At 73.0% G+C, this 15531-nt stretch carries 14 protein-coding genes and 1 riboswitch; of the genes, 3 read left to right on the top strand and 11 right to left on the bottom strand.

Going from position 1 to position 15531, the window contains the following annotated elements; genetic code table 11:
- Nucleotides 1-532 precede the first annotated feature (532 nt).
- The 5 genes from ACFRAV_RS29995 to ACFRAV_RS29975 form a co-directional block, all read right to left on the bottom strand.
- Nucleotides 533-1678 carry a hypothetical protein gene (locus ACFRAV_RS29995; RefSeq protein WP_382560344.1) on the bottom strand — a complete coding sequence of 382 codons (1146 nt, stop codon included), beginning with the start codon at nt 1676-1678 and terminating at the stop codon, nt 533-535.
- 114 nt (nt 1679-1792) lie between these two features.
- Nucleotides 1793-2848, bottom strand: a complete 1056-nt coding sequence (locus ACFRAV_RS29990; protein ID WP_382560342.1) for an NlpC/P60 family protein — start codon at nt 2846-2848, stop codon at nt 1793-1795.
- A 266-nt stretch (nt 2849-3114) separates the two neighbouring features.
- The gene (locus tag ACFRAV_RS29985; protein WP_382560339.1) at nt 3115-4134 is read right to left on the bottom strand and encodes an NlpC/P60 family protein; all 1020 of its coding nucleotides are present in this window, start codon (nt 4132-4134) and stop codon (nt 3115-3117) included.
- A 296-nt stretch (nt 4135-4430) separates the two neighbouring features.
- A complete protein-coding gene (locus ACFRAV_RS29980; protein WP_382560335.1) occupies nt 4431-5780 on the bottom strand; it encodes an NYN domain-containing protein in 1350 nt (449 codons plus the stop codon).
- Nucleotides 5781-5830: 50 nt separating this feature from the next.
- Nucleotides 5831-6070 carry a hypothetical protein gene (locus ACFRAV_RS29975; protein WP_151772881.1) on the bottom strand — a complete coding sequence of 80 codons (240 nt, stop codon included), beginning with the start codon at nt 6068-6070 and terminating at the stop codon, nt 5831-5833.
- A gap of 193 nt (nt 6071-6263) precedes the next feature.
- Here ACFRAV_RS29975 and ACFRAV_RS29970 point away from each other — a divergent pair, with 193 nt between their 5' ends.
- Both ACFRAV_RS29970 and ACFRAV_RS29965 read left to right on the top strand, forming a co-directional pair.
- The gene (locus tag ACFRAV_RS29970; RefSeq protein ID WP_382560332.1) at nt 6264-6995 is read left to right on the top strand and encodes a rhomboid family intramembrane serine protease; all 732 of its coding nucleotides are present in this window, start codon (nt 6264-6266) and stop codon (nt 6993-6995) included.
- A complete protein-coding gene (locus ACFRAV_RS29965; RefSeq protein ID WP_108953802.1) occupies nt 6992-7273 on the top strand; it encodes an Lrp/AsnC family transcriptional regulator in 282 nt (93 codons plus the stop codon). Before ACFRAV_RS29970 ends, ACFRAV_RS29965 begins: the two co-directional genes overlap by 4 nt.
- Before the next feature lie 144 nt (nt 7274-7417).
- Here the strand turns inward: ACFRAV_RS29965 and ACFRAV_RS29960 are convergent, their stop codons facing one another.
- The 6 genes from ACFRAV_RS29960 to ACFRAV_RS29935 all read right to left on the bottom strand — a co-directional run bounded on the left by ACFRAV_RS29960 (nt 7418) and on the right by ACFRAV_RS29935 (nt 14853).
- Nucleotides 7418-8677, bottom strand: a complete 1260-nt coding sequence (locus ACFRAV_RS29960) for an aminotransferase class V-fold PLP-dependent enzyme (RefSeq protein WP_382560347.1) — start codon at nt 8675-8677, stop codon at nt 7418-7420.
- A 503-nt stretch (nt 8678-9180) separates the two neighbouring features.
- A riboswitch (SAM riboswitch) is annotated at nt 9181-9297 on the bottom strand.
- A gap of 96 nt (nt 9298-9393) precedes the next feature.
- Complete coding sequence (trpD, locus tag ACFRAV_RS29955; RefSeq protein ID WP_382560328.1) at nt 9394-10458, bottom strand: anthranilate phosphoribosyltransferase; 1065 nt, start codon at nt 10456-10458, stop codon at nt 9394-9396.
- Nucleotides 10459-10646: 188 nt separating this feature from the next.
- Nucleotides 10647-12287, bottom strand: coding sequence for a cytochrome bc complex cytochrome b subunit (locus tag ACFRAV_RS29950; protein ID WP_382560325.1), 1641 nt, complete (start codon nt 12285-12287; stop codon nt 10647-10649).
- Nucleotides 12284-13354 carry a Rieske 2Fe-2S domain-containing protein gene (locus ACFRAV_RS29945; RefSeq protein ID WP_351114418.1) on the bottom strand — a complete coding sequence of 357 codons (1071 nt, stop codon included), beginning with the start codon at nt 13352-13354 and terminating at the stop codon, nt 12284-12286. Before ACFRAV_RS29945 ends, ACFRAV_RS29950 begins: the two co-directional genes overlap by 4 nt.
- A complete protein-coding gene (locus ACFRAV_RS29940; protein WP_382560321.1) occupies nt 13351-14160 on the bottom strand; it encodes a c-type cytochrome in 810 nt (269 codons plus the stop codon). Before ACFRAV_RS29940 ends, ACFRAV_RS29945 begins: the two co-directional genes overlap by 4 nt.
- Nucleotides 14161-14232: 72 nt before the next feature.
- A complete protein-coding gene (locus tag ACFRAV_RS29935) occupies nt 14233-14853 on the bottom strand; it encodes a heme-copper oxidase subunit III (protein ID WP_108953796.1) in 621 nt (206 codons plus the stop codon).
- A 231-nt stretch (nt 14854-15084) separates the two neighbouring features.
- Here ACFRAV_RS29935 and ACFRAV_RS29930 point away from each other — a divergent pair, with 231 nt between their 5' ends.
- Nucleotides 15085-15486 carry a hypothetical protein gene (locus tag ACFRAV_RS29930; RefSeq protein ID WP_351114421.1) on the top strand — a complete coding sequence of 134 codons (402 nt, stop codon included), beginning with the start codon at nt 15085-15087 and terminating at the stop codon, nt 15484-15486.
- Nucleotides 15487-15531 lie beyond the last annotated feature (45 nt).

The raw sequence follows: 15531 nt of genomic DNA, 5'->3' as shown, positions 1-15531 counted from the left end.
CCTCTGTCGCCCACCGTCCAGGCTTGGTGCGCTCAGCCACCGTCCGATCCGGGGTGCGCCCAACCACCGTCCCGGCCCGGCCGCGCGCGTCCGGCGGCCGCCGAGGCGGCGGAGCGCCGGCCGTAGCCCCGCGACCCGCACTCGGCCGCCGTCCGGGCCTAGGTGCGCCCGGCCGTTGCCAGTGCCTCTGTCGCCCACCGTCCAGGCTTGGTGCGCTCAGCCACCGTCCGATCCGGGGTGCGCCCAACCACCGTCCCGGCCCGGCCGCGCGCGTCCGGCTGCCGCCGAGGCGGCGGAGCACCGGCCGTAGCCCCGCGACCCGCACTCGGCCGCCGTCCGGGCCCGGGTGCGCCCGGCCGTTGCCAGGGCCTCTGTCGCCCACCGTCCAGGCTTGGTGCGCTCAGCCACCGTCCGATCCGGGGTGCGCCCAACCGCCATCCGGTCCCGGACGCGCCCAACCGCCGCCCGGGCCCCGGTGCGTTCTCCCGCTGCTCGGGCCCTGGGATCCGACCGCCCTCGGCCACCGGTGCGCTCAGCCGTTCAGGTCGCGGCGCAGCGACTCCCGCCAGAGGGCGGTGAAGCCGTCGCGGTCGACGTCCAGGACGCGGCGGAGGGCGGCCTCCTCGCCGTCGGTCCCGGCGGCCTCGTAGAGGTCGCGGACGGCCTCGTCGCCCCAGCGGTCGGCGACCAGGCGGCAGGCCAGCCAGGCGCCCTCGTAGGCCCGGCCGACCGTCCCGGCGTCGCCGCCGAAGGCGAAGTCGCCGTCGGCGGGCAGCCGTTGCGGGACGTCGCCCTGGCGGACCGCCCGGGCGAGGGCGGGCGCGGTGCGGGCGGGGTCCTGCCGGGAGGTCCGGTAGGCGGTCCAGTCGGCGCAGCCCTCCGAGAGCCACATCGGGGTGCGTGGGGTGGTGCGGGCGCGCAGCGCGACGTGCGCGGTCTCGTGGGTGAGGACGACCTGCCGCGCCTCCTCGCCGAGCGCCTGCCACGCCTCGGGGTTGACCACGACCCGCGGCGCCTCGCCCGGGGTGGTGACGGCGGCGGTGTCGCGGTAGGTCCCGGTGGGGGCGCCGAGCAGGCGGGCCATCGCGTCGGTGGAGTCCGGGACGACGATCACGGGCCGCACCCCGGTGTCCCAGGCGGCCCGCACGGCGCGTGCGGCGGTGTCCCCGGGTCCGGTCCAGGCGCCGGGGTCGGCCGGGCCGGCGGCGACCACCAGGGTGCGCGCGGTGACGGCCGTGCGCAGGGCGGCGCCCTGGTCCCAGAGCTGTTCGGGCTCCCCGGGGGCGGGCCGGTCCGCGGTGACCCGCCAGGAGCCGTCCGCGTCCCGCGCGAGGGTGAGTTCGCGGCGCGTGGTGGCGGCCTGGACGTCCCGCTCCAGCCGGTAGCGCAGCTCGGCCTCCACGGTGGCGCCGTCCGTGGCGCCGTCCGTGGCGCCGTCCGTGGCGCCGTCCTCTCCCCGCCGCGCGGTCACCCGGTAGCGCCAGGCGGCGAGCGGGAGGGCGTGCTGGGGCTTCCACAGGGCGGGGGCGCCGGTGGCCGTGAAGGCGGCGCGGTCCCCGTCGAGCAGGGCCCGTGCCCGGCGGTCGAGCAGGGCCTGCGCGTCGGGCGGGGCGGGGGCGCACGCCGCCAGCAGCGCCCCGAGCGCGACGGCGGCGCCCAGCGCCCGGTTCCTCTTCACCCGCCCGATCGTAGGCGGCCTCCCGCCCCGTCCTCACGGCCCGCCTCTCGCCCCGGCGGTCGAGGCCGGCCCGCCGGCACAGGGGCGGCCCTGGGGTCAGGGGCGGCCCCGCGGTCAGGGGCGGGTGACGGAGGCGATGGGCAGCATGCCGACCGGGTCGTAGCGGACCGCGGCGCCCGGGCGCGGGGCGTGGATGACCTGGCCGTTGCCCGCGTAGATGGCGACATGGCTGGCGTCGGACCGGTAGGTCACCAGGTCCCCCGGCCGCGCCTGCGAGAGCGGCACCTGCTGTCCCGCCGTCCGCTGCGCCTGCGAGGTCCGCGGCAGGGAGACCCCGGCCCGGCCCCAGGCCCACTGGGTGAGTCCGCTGCAGTCGAAGGCGGTCGGCCCGCTCGCGCCCCAGACGTAGGGCCGCCCCAGCGCGGTGCGCGCCGCCGCCAGCGCCGCCGCGGCCCGCCCGGAGACCGTCGTGTCCTCGCCGAGCGGCGGCAGGTCGCGCCCGGAACGGGCGGCCCGGTCCCAGGCGGCGCGTTCGCCCTCGGGCAGCGTCTGGAGCAGCTGCCGGGCCCGTCTCAGCTTCCCCTCCACGACCCGTTTCTGCGCGGTCACGTCCTTGCGCACCCGCTCGAGTTCGGCGAGGTCCGCGACGGCCTCCGCGCGCTGCTGGCCGAGTTCGCGCAGCGCCCCGCGCAGCCGGGTGAGCTTGCCGGCCTGGCGGGAGCCGATCCGGTCCAGCACCGCGGCCTTGTCGAGGTAGTCGTCGGGGTCGGAGGAGAACAGCAGGGCCAGCGACGGGTCCATGCCTCCGGAGCGGTACTCGGCGCCGGCCAGCGAGCCCAGCTGCTCGCGCAGTTCGTTGACCCGCTCCTGCTGCCGGGCCATCCGGTCCTGGGCCTGGTCGACCTCCTCGCGCAGCCGCTCGGCGCGCTCGTCGGCGTGGTTGAAGGCCTCGGTGGCCTGCTCGGCCTCGGTGTACAGCCGGTCCAGCTCGGAGCGGGCGCCTTGGGGCCCGTCCGGCGTGCCGGGGGCGGCGGCGGCCTGGGGGGCGACCCCGAAGGCGGCGGCGGCGACCGAGAGGACGGCGGCGGTGAGTCCGGCGGCGCCGGGCGCCGAGGAGGCGCGGCCCGCGGGGGCGGAGCGGCGCGGTGCGAGGCGGCGGTGACAACCCACTGAGGACCGCACTCCCTTCGAGGCCGGCGGAACGCGGGCCTCACGGCTGACGGATCGTCACCGGCTGTGACGGGACCGATCCCCACGGTGTCGGGGGAAACGCGCCAGACAGTAGCCCCGTCGCCGGGCCTCCTTCAAAGACCGTGGGGTCCGAACATGCCCGCGCCCCGCCTCTGACGCAGGTCATCGGCGGGGCGCACGGTCGACACGAGTCGCCCGGTTTCATCCGAGCGGGTGACGGCGAGGGGGTTTCGGACGGTGCGGGATCAGACCCGCACGCCGAACTGGAACGGCATGTTGCCGATCGACTCGTAGCGGACGTTCGTGCCGGTGCGCGGCGCGTGCAGCACCTGGCCGTTGCCGGCGTAGAGGCCGACGTGGTGCAGGTCGCTGTAGAAGATCACCAGGTCGCCGACCTGGAGCTGGTCCATCGACAGGCGCGTGCCGTAGCTCGCCTGCGCCTGGGAGGTGCGCGGCAGACCCACGCCGGCCTGGCCGTAGGCCCAGGAGGTGAGGCCGGAGCAGTCGAAGGAGCCCGGGCCGGTGGCGCCGTAGACGTACGGCGTACCGATCTTGGTCTGCGCGGCGGCGAAGGCGGCCGAGGCGCGGCCCGAGGCGGACTTGCCTCCGGTGAGGCCGGCGGACTTCGCGGCGTCCGCGGCCTCCTCCTGCGCCATCTTGGCCCGCTCGGCGGCGGTGAGGGAGTTCAGCAGCTTCTGGGCCTCGGCCAGCTTGGCCTGGACCTCCTTGCGCTTCTTGCCCAGCTCCTCGCGCGTCTCGGCGAGGTCGTCCAGCTTGGTGGCGGCCTCCTGGCGCTGCTGGGTGAGTTCGCGCTGCTTGTCCTGGATCTCGGCCAGGGCCTCGACCTGCTGGTTGCTCAACTGGTCGAGGGTGGACGCCTTGTCGAGGTAGTCGTCCGGGTCGGCGGAGAGGAACAGCTGCATCGAGGAGTCGATGGTGCCGCTGCGGTACTGCGCCGCGGCGGCCATGCCGATCGCGTCGCGGAGTTCGTTGAGGTCGTCCTGACCGCGGGCCACGTTGTCCTGGAGAGCGTCGATCTCCTTCTCGAGCTTCTCCTGCTTCTCCTTGGCCCCGTTGTACTTCTCGGTGGCCTGCTCCGCCTGCTCGTGGAGCTTGTCGACCTTCTCCTTCACCTCGCCCTTGCTGGGCTTGGCGGGCGCGGCCTGGGCGGAGTTGCCGCCGAGGACGACGGCGGCTGCCGCTGCGGTGGTCAGCACGGTGACACGTGCGCGGCTCGGCTGCTTGGGTCGACGGTGGGACGCCACGTGGGCGGTCTCCTTCTGCCATCAGCCGCCTGCCGGAGAGCACACCTGGCGGGCGGTGAGCCTCCGCCGTCACTCCCTCTGAGCGATCACCCGAGCGAAGGTTCGATGGCTAAACCTAGTGACCTTCTTGTGATCAGTTCAAATCCTCGTACGTAAAATCTCGCCTCCGCCTGCGAAGTTTCGCCGCAACTCACCTGCGGTGATGCCCGGATGACTGTGCGTCGCGACCGAAAACGGGCAACGGGCCCATAGGCGCCGGGATGCGACAGAAGGGACGCGGGTGCCGCGGGAGGGCTTCAGCCGCGGCTGAAGCGTTTGAGGAGCACCGCGGAGGCGACCGGCCGGGCCCCGGCGCGGGCCACCCCGTCGGCGACCTCGCGGTCGGTGGAGACGACCACCACCGGACGGCCCGACGGCTCGGCGCGCACCAGTTGGCGGATCAGCTCGTCGGCGGTGACCCCCGGTTTGGAGAACAGCACGCGCACCCCGCGCGGGGGCGCCAGCAGCACCGGCGCGACCAGTTCGGCGCCGTCGAAGACGCAGGTGACCTCGCAGTTGGTCTGCGCGGCCAGCGCGGACAACTGGCCCAGCAGCCGCAGGCGCTGCTGTTCCAGCGGCATCTGCGGATATCCGGTCTTGGTGACGTTGTAGCCGTCCACGACCAGATGGGCCTGGGGCAGCGCGAGCAGCTGGTCCAGGATGGCGGGGTCGTCCTCGGAGAGCGCCCGGGCGGCGATGTCCTTGGGCGTCATCCGGCCCGGCTCCACGGCGTCGACCGTCTCGGCCGGCCACACCGACACGGGCGGCAGGGCGAGTTCGCGGCGCAGCCCCTGGGCGGCCTCCAGCACGGTGTCCAGCAGCAGTCGGGCGCGCATGTCCTCGATGCTGCGGCCCTCCCGGACCGCCTTGCGGCCGGCCTCCAGGGCCGCCTCGGTCTCACCGAGGCGGGCCTTGAGCCGCCGGCTCTCGCTCTCCGCCGCGGACAGCTGGGCCTGGGTCTGCGCGCGCACCTCGTCGAGTTCGCCGCGGAGTTTGCGCTGCGCGGCCTCACCGCGCTTGACGTCGCTGAGGGCCGAACGCAGCTTGCGGTGCAGCGACTCGGCCTCCTTGCGCGCCGCCTCGAGCTCGGCGCGCAGCCGCTCGGTCTCGGAGCGCACCTGTTCCCTGGCGGCGGCCGCCTCGGCGCGCAGCCGCTCCAGCTCGGCCCGGGTCTCCTCGTCGGCCCGCTCCGCCTCGACGCGCTGCGCCTCCTCGCCGGCGGCGGTCACCAGCTTGACCCAGCCCGACGGGCGCAGCACGTACGCGGCGGCGGCGACGTCGAGCGGGTCCGCGGCCGGCGGCGGGGCGCCCGTCTCCAGGGCGGCGGCCAGCTCCGGCTGGGCCTCGCGGAACTTCTCGCCGACGCGCTGCCGGAACTGGCTCTCGGCCTCCAGCGCCGCCGCCATCGCGTTGCCCGCGAACTTGGCGCGCCGGCTCGGCGTGAAGCGGGCGTACTGCCGCAGCTGCGCGGGGAGTTCGGCCACGGTCAGGGAGCCGAACGCGTCCGCGGCGATCTGGACGACCCGGCGCCGCACGCCGTCGGGCAGCGGACGGTCGAGCACCTCAGCGGCGCCGTCGTCCGGTCTCCCGCCTCCGTCACCGGCCATCCGTCACACCTCGCCTGTCGTCCGTCGTCCTAGGAGCCCGGGCCGCTCCGTCAGGAGCCGGCGCCGGGCCTGTCCACCAGTTCCACCTTGTCCACCGCGTTGCACCAGCGGCAGCGGACCGACTCGATGGTCTCACTGACCACCTCGCGTTCCTCCACCGTGGGCTCGCCCGCGAGGTCGAGGTGGACGTACTCCACGACCTTGGAGGAGCGGGTGACGTCGAAGCGGGTGAGGTTGCCGCAGAGCGTGCACCGCCAGCGGGTCGTCTCGGTGGGGAGGGGAACCGTCATCGCGGGCTACGCCTCTTTCTCGTCCGGGACCGTCGTGACGCCCATGGCGGGCGTCGGAGTCCGTGCGTGTACCTGTGTGTACCGGTGGATCCTGTGCGTGGTAACCCTACGGCCATTCGCGGGCCGGTCGCTCGCGTGTCCACGGCGGCGAGGCGACGCCCGCCCGCCGCATCCGGTACGTCACACTTCGTGCATGATCCGCGACTGGAGCACGGCGTTCGCCGCGGCGGTCCGGAGCCGGCCGGCGCCCGTCACCCATGGTCTGACGGCGCTGTGCGTGCTGCTCTTCCTGATCGGACCCGCCTCCGGCCTCAACCCCCTGTACGGGACCGGCGAGGAGCTGGTCGCGGCGCAGCGGGCCTGCTTCCGGCGCTGGGGGGTGGTGCCCGCCGAACTGCTCGCCGGGGACCCTGACGCGCTGGTGACGCCGCTGACCGCGCTGTTCGTGCACGGCGGGTGGCTGCATCTGCTGGGCAACCTGCTCTTCCTCCAGGTCTTCGGCGTGATGACCGAACAGCGCATGGGCAGCGTGCGGTTCGCGCTCTTCTACCTGGGGTGCGGCAGCCTGGCGCTGGTCGGGTACGCGCTCGCCGACCCCTCGTCCGGGCAGTCCCTGGTGGGGGCGTCCGGCGCGGTGTCCGCGGTGCTCGGGGCGTTCCTGCAGCTCTTCCCCCGCGCGCGGGTCACCACTCTGCTGCCGTTCCTCTTCTTCCTGCCGGTGCGGCTGCCCGCCTGGGTGGTGCTGCCGTTCTGGGCGGGCCTCCAGTGGCTGGGCGCGGAGCGCGCCGGGGAGGGGCCCGGGGTGGCGTACCTGGCGCACCTGGTGGGCTTCGCCCTGGGGTTCGCCGCCGCTCGGACCGCGTTCCGGGGGACGACTACAGTGAATCCACCAGCGACGGCCACCCAGGGAGAGAACCAACCGTGATCACCGCGATCGTGCTCATCAAGACCAGCGTGGACCGGATCCCCGAGATCGCGCAGGACATCGCCTCCCTGGAATCCGTCAGCGAGGTCTTCTCGGTGACCGGCACCTACGATCTGATCGCCATGGTGCGGGTGCGCGAGCACGACGACCTGGCGGAGGTCATCCCCGGGCGGATCAGCAAGATCCCCGGCGTCCTGGGCACCGACACCCACGTCGCGTTCCGCACGTACTCGCAGCACGACCTGGAGGCCGCGTTCGCCATCGGCCTCGACTCCTGACCGCGGCCGGAACCGGGACCGGCGCCGAAACCGGCCCCGGGGCCTGACGGACGCCCCCGGCGGCCGGGGGCGGGAGGGACCCGCCCCCGGGCGCGCCCCGGCGCCCCGGCGCGCCGCCCGGCCGTGCGGCGCGCGAGGCGGCCGTCAGGGGGTCTGGGCGGTCAGCTCCGCCAGCGCGCCGAGCAGCCGGTCCACGTGCTCGACCGGCGTGCCCACGCCGAAGCTCGCCCGGACGGCGTCCAGCGGCGAGGCGCCGCCCGTCCCGCACTCGGCGGCCACGTCGGGGCCCTCCCCGAGGAGGCGGCGCACCAGCGGGTGGGCGCAGAACAGTCCGGCCCGCACGCCGATGCCGTAGGACGAGGCCAGCCGGTCGGCGAGGCCGGCTCCGTCGAGGCCGTCCACCACGAAGGACACCACGCCCACCCGGGCCGCGTCGTCGCCGAACAGCGAGAGCACCCGCACCCGGGGCAGGGCGGCCAGGCCCTCGCGGAGCCGTCCGAGCAGGGCCTCCTCGCGGGCCGCGAGCACGGCGAGGTCCGCCTCGGCGAGCGCCCGGCAGGCGGAGGCCAGGGCGTGCACGCCGACCACGTTGGGCGAGCCGGCCTCGTGGCGGGCCGGGCCGGTGTGCCACTCGACGTCCAGGCCGCCGTCCTCGCGCCGCAGCACCCGGCGGCTGGCCCCGCCGCCCGCCAGGTAGGGCTCGGCGGCGTCCAGCCAGTCGGTCCGCCCGGCCAGCACGCCCGCGCCGAACGGGGCGTACAGCTTGTGCCCGGAGAAGGCCACCCAGTCGACGTCCAGCTCGCGCACCGACACCGGTCGGTGCGGCGCCAGCTGGGCCGCGTCCAGCACGATCCGCGCGCCGTGGGCGTGCGCGGCGGCGGCGAGTTCGCGCACCGGCCACAGCTCACCGGTGACGTTGGAGGCGCCGGTCACGCAGACCAGCGCGGGGCCGTCGTCCTCGCGCGCGGCGAGCGCCTCCTCCAGCCGGGCCACGGCCTCGGCGGGGGACGCCGGGGCGTCCAGGAAGGTCACCTCGGCGCCGCGCCAGGGCAGCAGTGCCGCGTGGTGCTCGGTCTCGAAGACGTAGACGCGGCAGCCGTCCGGCAGGGCGGAGGCCAGCAGGTTGAGGGAGTCGGTGGTGGCGCGGGTGAAGACGACCTGGTCGTCCTCGCGGCAGTCGAGGAACCGGGCCACCGTCTCGCGGGCGTCCTCGAAGAGCTCGGTGGACAGCCGGGACAGGTGTCCCGCGCCCCGGTGGACGCTTCCGTAGAACGGCGCGTACTCGGCGACCTCGTCCCACACCTGCCGCAGCACCGGCGCGCTGGCGGCCTGGTCGAGCGCGGCGTACGGCACGCGCCGGCCGTCGGCCAGCGGCACGGTGACGTCCAGGCCCAGCACCGGCAGCGGCTCGGGGAGCCCGGCGAGCTCCTCGGCGGGCGCGGCGCAGGCGGTGGCGTCGGCGGCGGTCGCGGCGCCGGTGCTCGCGGCAGCGGTGGCGGTGCCGGTCACGGTGGCGGCGGGGACGGAGGCCGTGGCGCCGGCGGAGGCCGCACGGACGGCGGCCGCGGAGCGGGCGGCGGAGACGGAGCGGCGGGCGGTGCGGACGGCGGTGGTGGAAGCAGACACGACGAACTCCTGTGAGCCAGTCCGCGCATCCCGGCGGGCGGCGGCACGCGAGCGGCAGCCGGGTCGCCGGTGGACGGCGTCCCGGCCGGCTCGGCGGCGACACGGGCCGACGGGCGCGGACACGGAAGGAAAGGGGGGAAGGACGCGGCTCGAAGGCCTGCCCGACGGGGCGCACCGCGCAGAGCGGCGTGGAAAAGGGGAGCGCCCCGGGCGGTCAGGCCCGTCGCATTCGTCGGCTCATGAAAATCTCCTCGGCGACCAGGACCCCTGACGTCGCGAGAGGTCCGCGCTTGCCATGGACCTTGCTGTCCACGGCCTGGTCCTCACCCGGGGCACCCCGCCACGGACGGAGGGTTGCCGGACAGCCGGCCGGGGCCTGATGGCTGTCACTCGTGACCTGCTCCGCATCCTGCCACAGCGCGCGCACGCACGCGAGGCGCGGTCCGGCATACGGACCGCGCCTCGCACAGCTGTACCCAACCGCCCTGGTGGGCTCAGGCGTTGCTGGCCATGACCCACCGCTCCAGGGTCTGCCGGGCGGCCCCGGAGTCGAGGGAGTGCGCGGCCCGGTCCATGCCGGCCCGGATCTGCTCGGCGAGCGTCCCCTCCCCCGGCTCCAGGGCCACCAGCGCGGCCGCGGAGTTCAGCAGGACGGCGTCGCGCACCGGCCCCTGCTCGCCGGCCAGCAGGCGGCGGGCGACGTCGGCGTTGTGCGACGGGTCGCCGCCTCGCAGCGCCTCGATCGGGGAGTACGCGACGCCCACGTCACGGGGGTCGAAGAGCTCCTCGCGGACCTGCCCGTCGCGCACCACCCACACCCGGGAGGGCCCGGTGACGGTGAGCTCGTCCAGGCCGTCCTCGCCGCGGAAGAGCAGCGCGCTGTTGCCCGCCTCGGCGAAGACGCCCGCCATGATGGGCGCCATCCGCAGGTCGGCCACCCCGATGGCCTGCGCCTTGACGCGGGCCGGGTTGGTCAGCGGGCCGAGGAAGTTGAAGGTGGTGCGGATCCCCAACTGCCCGCGCGCGGGGGCCACGTGGCGCAGCGCCGGGTGGAACTTCACCGCGAAGCAGAAGGTGATGCCGGCCTCCTCGGCGACCTCGGCCACCCGCTGCGGGGTCAGCTCCAGGTTGACGCCCAGCTTCTCCAGCACGTCGGAGGCTCCGCTGGCGGAGGAGGCCGCCCGGTTGCCGTGCTTGACGACCTTCACCCCGGCGCCCGCCACCACGATCGCGGACATGGTGGAGATGTTGACCGTCTTGGCGCCGTCGCCGCCGGTGCCCACGATGTCCACGGCCGGGCCGGCCACGTCGATCACCCGGGCGTGGGCGTACATCGCCCGCACCAGGCCGGTGATCTCCTCGACGGTCTCGCCCTTGGCTCTCAGTGCGACCGCGAAGCCCGCGATCTGGGCGTCGGTGGCCTCGCCGCGCATGATGCGGTCCAGGGCCCAGAAGGTGTCCTCGGCGCTCTGGTCGCGGCCCTCCAGCAGACCGTTGAGGACGGCCGGCCAGGAACGGCCCGCCGCGTTGTCGCCTCCAGCGGGGGTCACAGCGCTCATCTGCCGCTCCTGATCGTCTCGGTCCGGCGGCCCCCCGGGCCGCGGGTTCACGTGGCGCCCCGGTCCACGGGGCACTTCCCACCCTATCGATCCCGGGAACGGCGAAGAGCCCCGTCCGGGTGACGGACGGGGCTCCTGCCGTGGCGATCAGTTGATCAGTCGGCGACCGGGGTGGCGGACCCGGTCACTCAGTGGTGACCGTGGCCGGCCTCGATCTCCTTGAACTCCTCCAGCGTGGGCTTCTCGATCTGGTTGCCCTCGCCGTAGTACGCGCGGCTCAGCTTGGCGCGCACCTTCTCCGACGCCTTCACCTTGCGCTCGACGCCGTTCTCGTCGACCGCCGGGCCGATCTCGGCCGGCTTGTACTGCTCGTGCGCGGTGAGGGTGTGCAGCTGCTCCTGCGAGAGGGGCTCGTGCACCTCGATGAACTCACCGTGCGGCAGGCGCTTGATGATGCCGGTCTCGCGGCCGTGCAGCACCTTCTCCTTGTCCCGGCGCTGCAAGCCGAGGCAGATGCGCTTGGTCGCGATGAACACCAGCACCGGCACCACGAACATGCCGATCCGGACGAACCAGGTGATCGCGTTGATCGACAGGTGGAAGTGGGTCGCCCAGAGGTCGTTGCCACCGCCGACGAGGAGCACGAAGTACAGCGCGATCCAGGCGGCGCCGAACGCGGTGCGCGTCGGGGCGTTGCGCGGGCGGTCCAGGATGTGGTGCTCGCGCTTGTCGCCGGTGATCCAGGACTCGATGAACGGGTAGACCGCGATCGCGACCAGGACCAGACCGAAGACCAGCAGCGGGATGAAGACGCCCAGGACCAGGGTGTGGCCCCAGAAGTTGATCTCCCAGCCCGGCATGATGCGGATCAGGCCCTCGGAGAAGCCCATGTACCAGTCGGGCTGCGCGTTGGTGGACACCTGGTCCGGCCGGTAGGGGCCGATCGCCCAGATCGGGTTGATCGTGGCGATCGCGGAGATGACCGCGACCACACCGAACACCAGGAAGAAGAAGCCGCCGGCCTTCGCCATGTACACCGGCAGGAGCGGCATGCCCACGACGTTCTTCTCGGTCCGGCCGGGACCCGCGAACTGGGTGTGCTTGTGGTAGAAGACCAGGATCAGGTGCGCCACCATCAGGCCCAGCATGATGCCCGGCAGCAGCAGGATGTGGATCGAGTAGAAGCGGGCGATGATGTCGTCGCCCGGGAACTCGCCGCCGAAGAGGAACATCGACAGGTACGTGCCGACGATCGGCACGGACAGGATCGCACCCTGCATGAAGCGGATACCGGTGCCGGAGAGCAGGTCGTCCGGGAGCGAGTAACCGGTGAAACCGGTGAACATGCCCAGGGCGAACAGCAGGAAGCCGAACAGCCAGTTGACCTCACGCGGCTTGCGGAACGCGCCGGTGAAGAACACGCGCATCATGTGGACGAACATGCCGGCCAGGAAGACCAGCGCCGCCCAGTGGTGGATCTGCCGGATGAGCAGACCGCCACGCACCTCGAACGAGATGTTCACCGTCGACTCGAACGCCTGGGACATCAGCTGTCCCTGAAGCGGCACGTACGAACCGTGGTACTCGACCTCGGCCATCGACGGGTGGAAGAACAGCGTCAGGTACACACCCGTGAGGATGATGATGATGAAGCTGTACATGCACACTTCGCCCAACATGAACGACCAGTGGTCGGGGAAGATCTTGCGCATGTTGGCCTTGGCCAGGGAGTAGATCCCCAGCCGGCCGTCGGCCCAGTCGGCTACGCGCTCGCCGGCCGGGGCCTTCCCGCGGGAGCGGGACGACTCGTTGCTGGCTGCATTACTCATGATTCTCCGCGCTCCCAGAAGGCCGGACCGACGGGCTCCGCGAAGTCGCCGAGCGCCTCGAGGTAGCCCTCGTCGTTCACGCCGATGCGGAGCTGCGGCAGGGCGTGACCGGCGGGACCGAAGATGACTCGGGCGCCGTCGGCGAGGTCGAAGGTGGACTGGTGGCAGGGGCACAGCACGTGGTGCGTCTGCTGCTCGTACAGGGAGATCGGGCAGCCCACGTGGGTGCAGATCTTGGAGTACGCCACGATGCCCTCGTGCGACCACTCGAGCTCGCGCTTGTCCTTGATGTCGTTCGGCTCGAGCCGGACGAGCATCAGGGCCGCCTTGGCGATCTCCTTCTGGAAGTCGTGGTCGTGCTCGTGCAGACCCTCCGGCATGGCGAAGGTCAGGGAGCCCACCGCGATGTCCGAGGGACGCAGCGGCTCGTCGGTGTTCATGTTGACGAGCAGCTTGCCCTTGGACCACATGGTGTGGCGCAGCTTCGTGCCCGGCAGCGGGCCGAGCTCGCGCAGCAGCACGACGCCGGAGAGCGGGACCAGGGTCAGCGCGCCCAGCAGCGTGTTGCGCATGAGCTTGCGCCGGCCGAAGCCGATGCCCGACTCGGTGACGCCCTCACGGAAGTCGGAGAACACCTGCTCGCGGACCTCCGGGGAGGCCTCGATCGGGTGACGCTCGGCGGCGACCTCGACGTCGGACATCAGGGTGCGGGCCCAGTGGACCGCGCCCGCGCCGATCGCGAAGAGCGCGACGCCCAACGTCAGGCCCAGCGAGAAGTTCAGCGCGCTGATGTGGCCGATCGGGAAGACGTAGATCGTCTTGTCCACCGGCAGGGCGACGAAGGCGGCGATGAAGCCGACGGTCGCGAGCATCGACAGGGTGAAGAGAGCGGCGACGATGCGCTCGGAGCGCTTCGCGGCCTTCTCGTCGACGTCCTGGATGCGGTGCTCGTGGGGCGGGAGCCCCGGGTCGGCGAACGGGTTGTCCTTGTCCGCCACCCCCAGCGCACCGTGTGCGTGGGCCTGCTTCTGCGGCAGGTTGTCTTCGGAAATGTCGTGGCTACTCATGACTTCTTGGCCTTTGCGGTCCGAGCGGCGACCCAGATGGCGACGGCGACCAGGGCGCCGAGACCGAACACCCAGCCGAACAGGCCCTCGGCGACGGGACCGAAGCCACCGATCTTGAGACCGCCCGGGCTCACGGTGTCCTCACCGTTGACCGCCTGGAGGTACGCGATGATGTCCTTCTTCTCCTGCTCGGGCATGGTCGTGTCCGGGAAGGAGGGCATGTTCTGCGGGCCGGTCAGCATCGCCTGGTAGATGTGCTTGGGGGCCACGTCCGAGAGGTCCGGCGCGTACTTGCCGTGGGTCAGGGCGCCGCCCTCACCGGTGAAGTTGTGGCACTGGGCACAGTTGGTGCGGTAGAGCTGACCGCCCCGGGCGACGTCCGCGCCCGCGGGGTCGTACTGCTCGGTGGTCGGAACCGCCGGGCCGGCGCCCAGGGACGCGACGTACGCCGCGAGCTGGTCGATCTCGGCCTGGTCGTACTGGGCCGGCTTGTCGGGGATCTGCGCGCCCGGCTGCTGCGCGGGCATGCGGCCGGTGCCGACCTGGAAGTCGACGGCGGCGGCGCCGACGCCGACCAGGCTAGGACCGTCGGAGGTGCCCTGACCGCCGGTGCCGTGGCAGCTTGCGCAGCCCACGGTGTAGAGCTTCTTGCCCTCGTCGATGGCGAGGGACTGGGCTGTTTCTTCGGCCTGCGCCTCGCCCGCGGGCGCGAACGCGGCGTACAGCCCCCCCGTGGCCGCCAGCGCGAGGATGAGGACGACGATCGCCGCCAGCGGATGGCGTCGTCGTGCGGAGAGCTTTTTCACGGATTACCCCGGTGTCAGGATCTTCTGCGTCGATGCTTCTGGAATGGGAGCGGCCGGGTACGGCCCGCCCGACTACTTGATCATGTAGATCGTGGCGAAGAGGCCGATCCAGACGACATCGACGAAGTGCCAGTAGTAGGACACGACGATCGCGGCCGTCGCCTGCTCGTGGGTGAACCGCCGGGCCGCGTAGGTACGGCCCAGGACGAACAGGAAGGCGATGAGGCCGCCTGTCACGTGAAGTCCGTGGAAGCCGGTGGTCAGGTAGAACACGGACCCGTACGGGTCGGACGAGAGCGTCAGGCCCTCGTGCGCCACCAGGGCCGAGTACTCGTAGACCTGACCGCCGACGAAGATCGCACCCATGATGAAGGTGACGATGAACCACGAACGGAGCTTCTTCACGTCGCCCCGCTCGGCGGCGAAGACGCCGAGCTGACAGGTCAGCGAGGAGAGCACCAGGATCGTGGTGTTGACCGCCGAGAACGGGAAGTTCAGCAGGTCGGCCATTTCCGTCCAGTGATCGGTACCCGTAACCGATCGCAGGGTGAAGTACATCGCGAAGAGGGCCGCGAAGAACATCAGCTCGGAACTCAACCAGATGATGGTTCCGACGCTGGTGAGGTTCGGCCGGTTGACCGACGGGTGCGCGTGCCCGGTTTCTACTGTCGTTGCTGTCGCCACGACCGACATTATGTCGGTCGCTTATCCCGCCCTCACTCCCGGGGGTGCCGTTCGGAGTGTCTGGGCCCCGGGACTGGGCCGTACGGCCCGGTCGTGGGGGCCCTGCGGCCCGGTCGCACGGTCCGGCGCGGCGCGCGCGAGCCGTCGCGAACACGTGTGAGGAGCGGTGCCGCGAGGGGGTGGTGAGGAGTAGCATCCGCGGCATCGGTACCCGACGTTCCCAATCTTGCGGAGGCACGGATGCAGGCGACCGCGACGGTGCTGCTCTACAGCGACGACGCCAACACCCGGGAGCAGGTCCGGCTCGCCGCCGGACGCCGGCCGGCCGCGGACGTGCCGCTCGTGGAGTTCGTCGAGTGCGCCACCCCGGAGGCGGTGGTGCGTGAGCTGGACAGCGGCGGGATCGACGTCTGCGTCCTGGACGGCGAGGCCGTCCCGATGGGCGGGATGGGCGTCTGCCGCCAGATCAAGGACGAGATCTTCCGCTGCCCGCCGGTGCTGCTGCTGATGGCCCGCCCGCAGGACGCCTGGCTGGCCACCTGGAGCCGGGCGGACGCGGCGGTCACCATGCCGGTCGACCCGGTGGAGCTGGCGGACGCGCTGGCCGGCCTGCTGCGCCGCCGGGCGGCCCTGGCGGGCTGAGAGCCCTCACGACGTCCGAGGAAGGGGCGGCCCGGCCGTGCGGCC

The organism is Streptomyces sp. NPDC056600, assembly GCF_042792855.1.
Taxonomy (GTDB): domain Bacteria; phylum Actinomycetota; class Actinomycetes; order Streptomycetales; family Streptomycetaceae; genus Streptomyces.
This window is presented reverse-complemented; position numbering and strand designations above follow the sequence as displayed.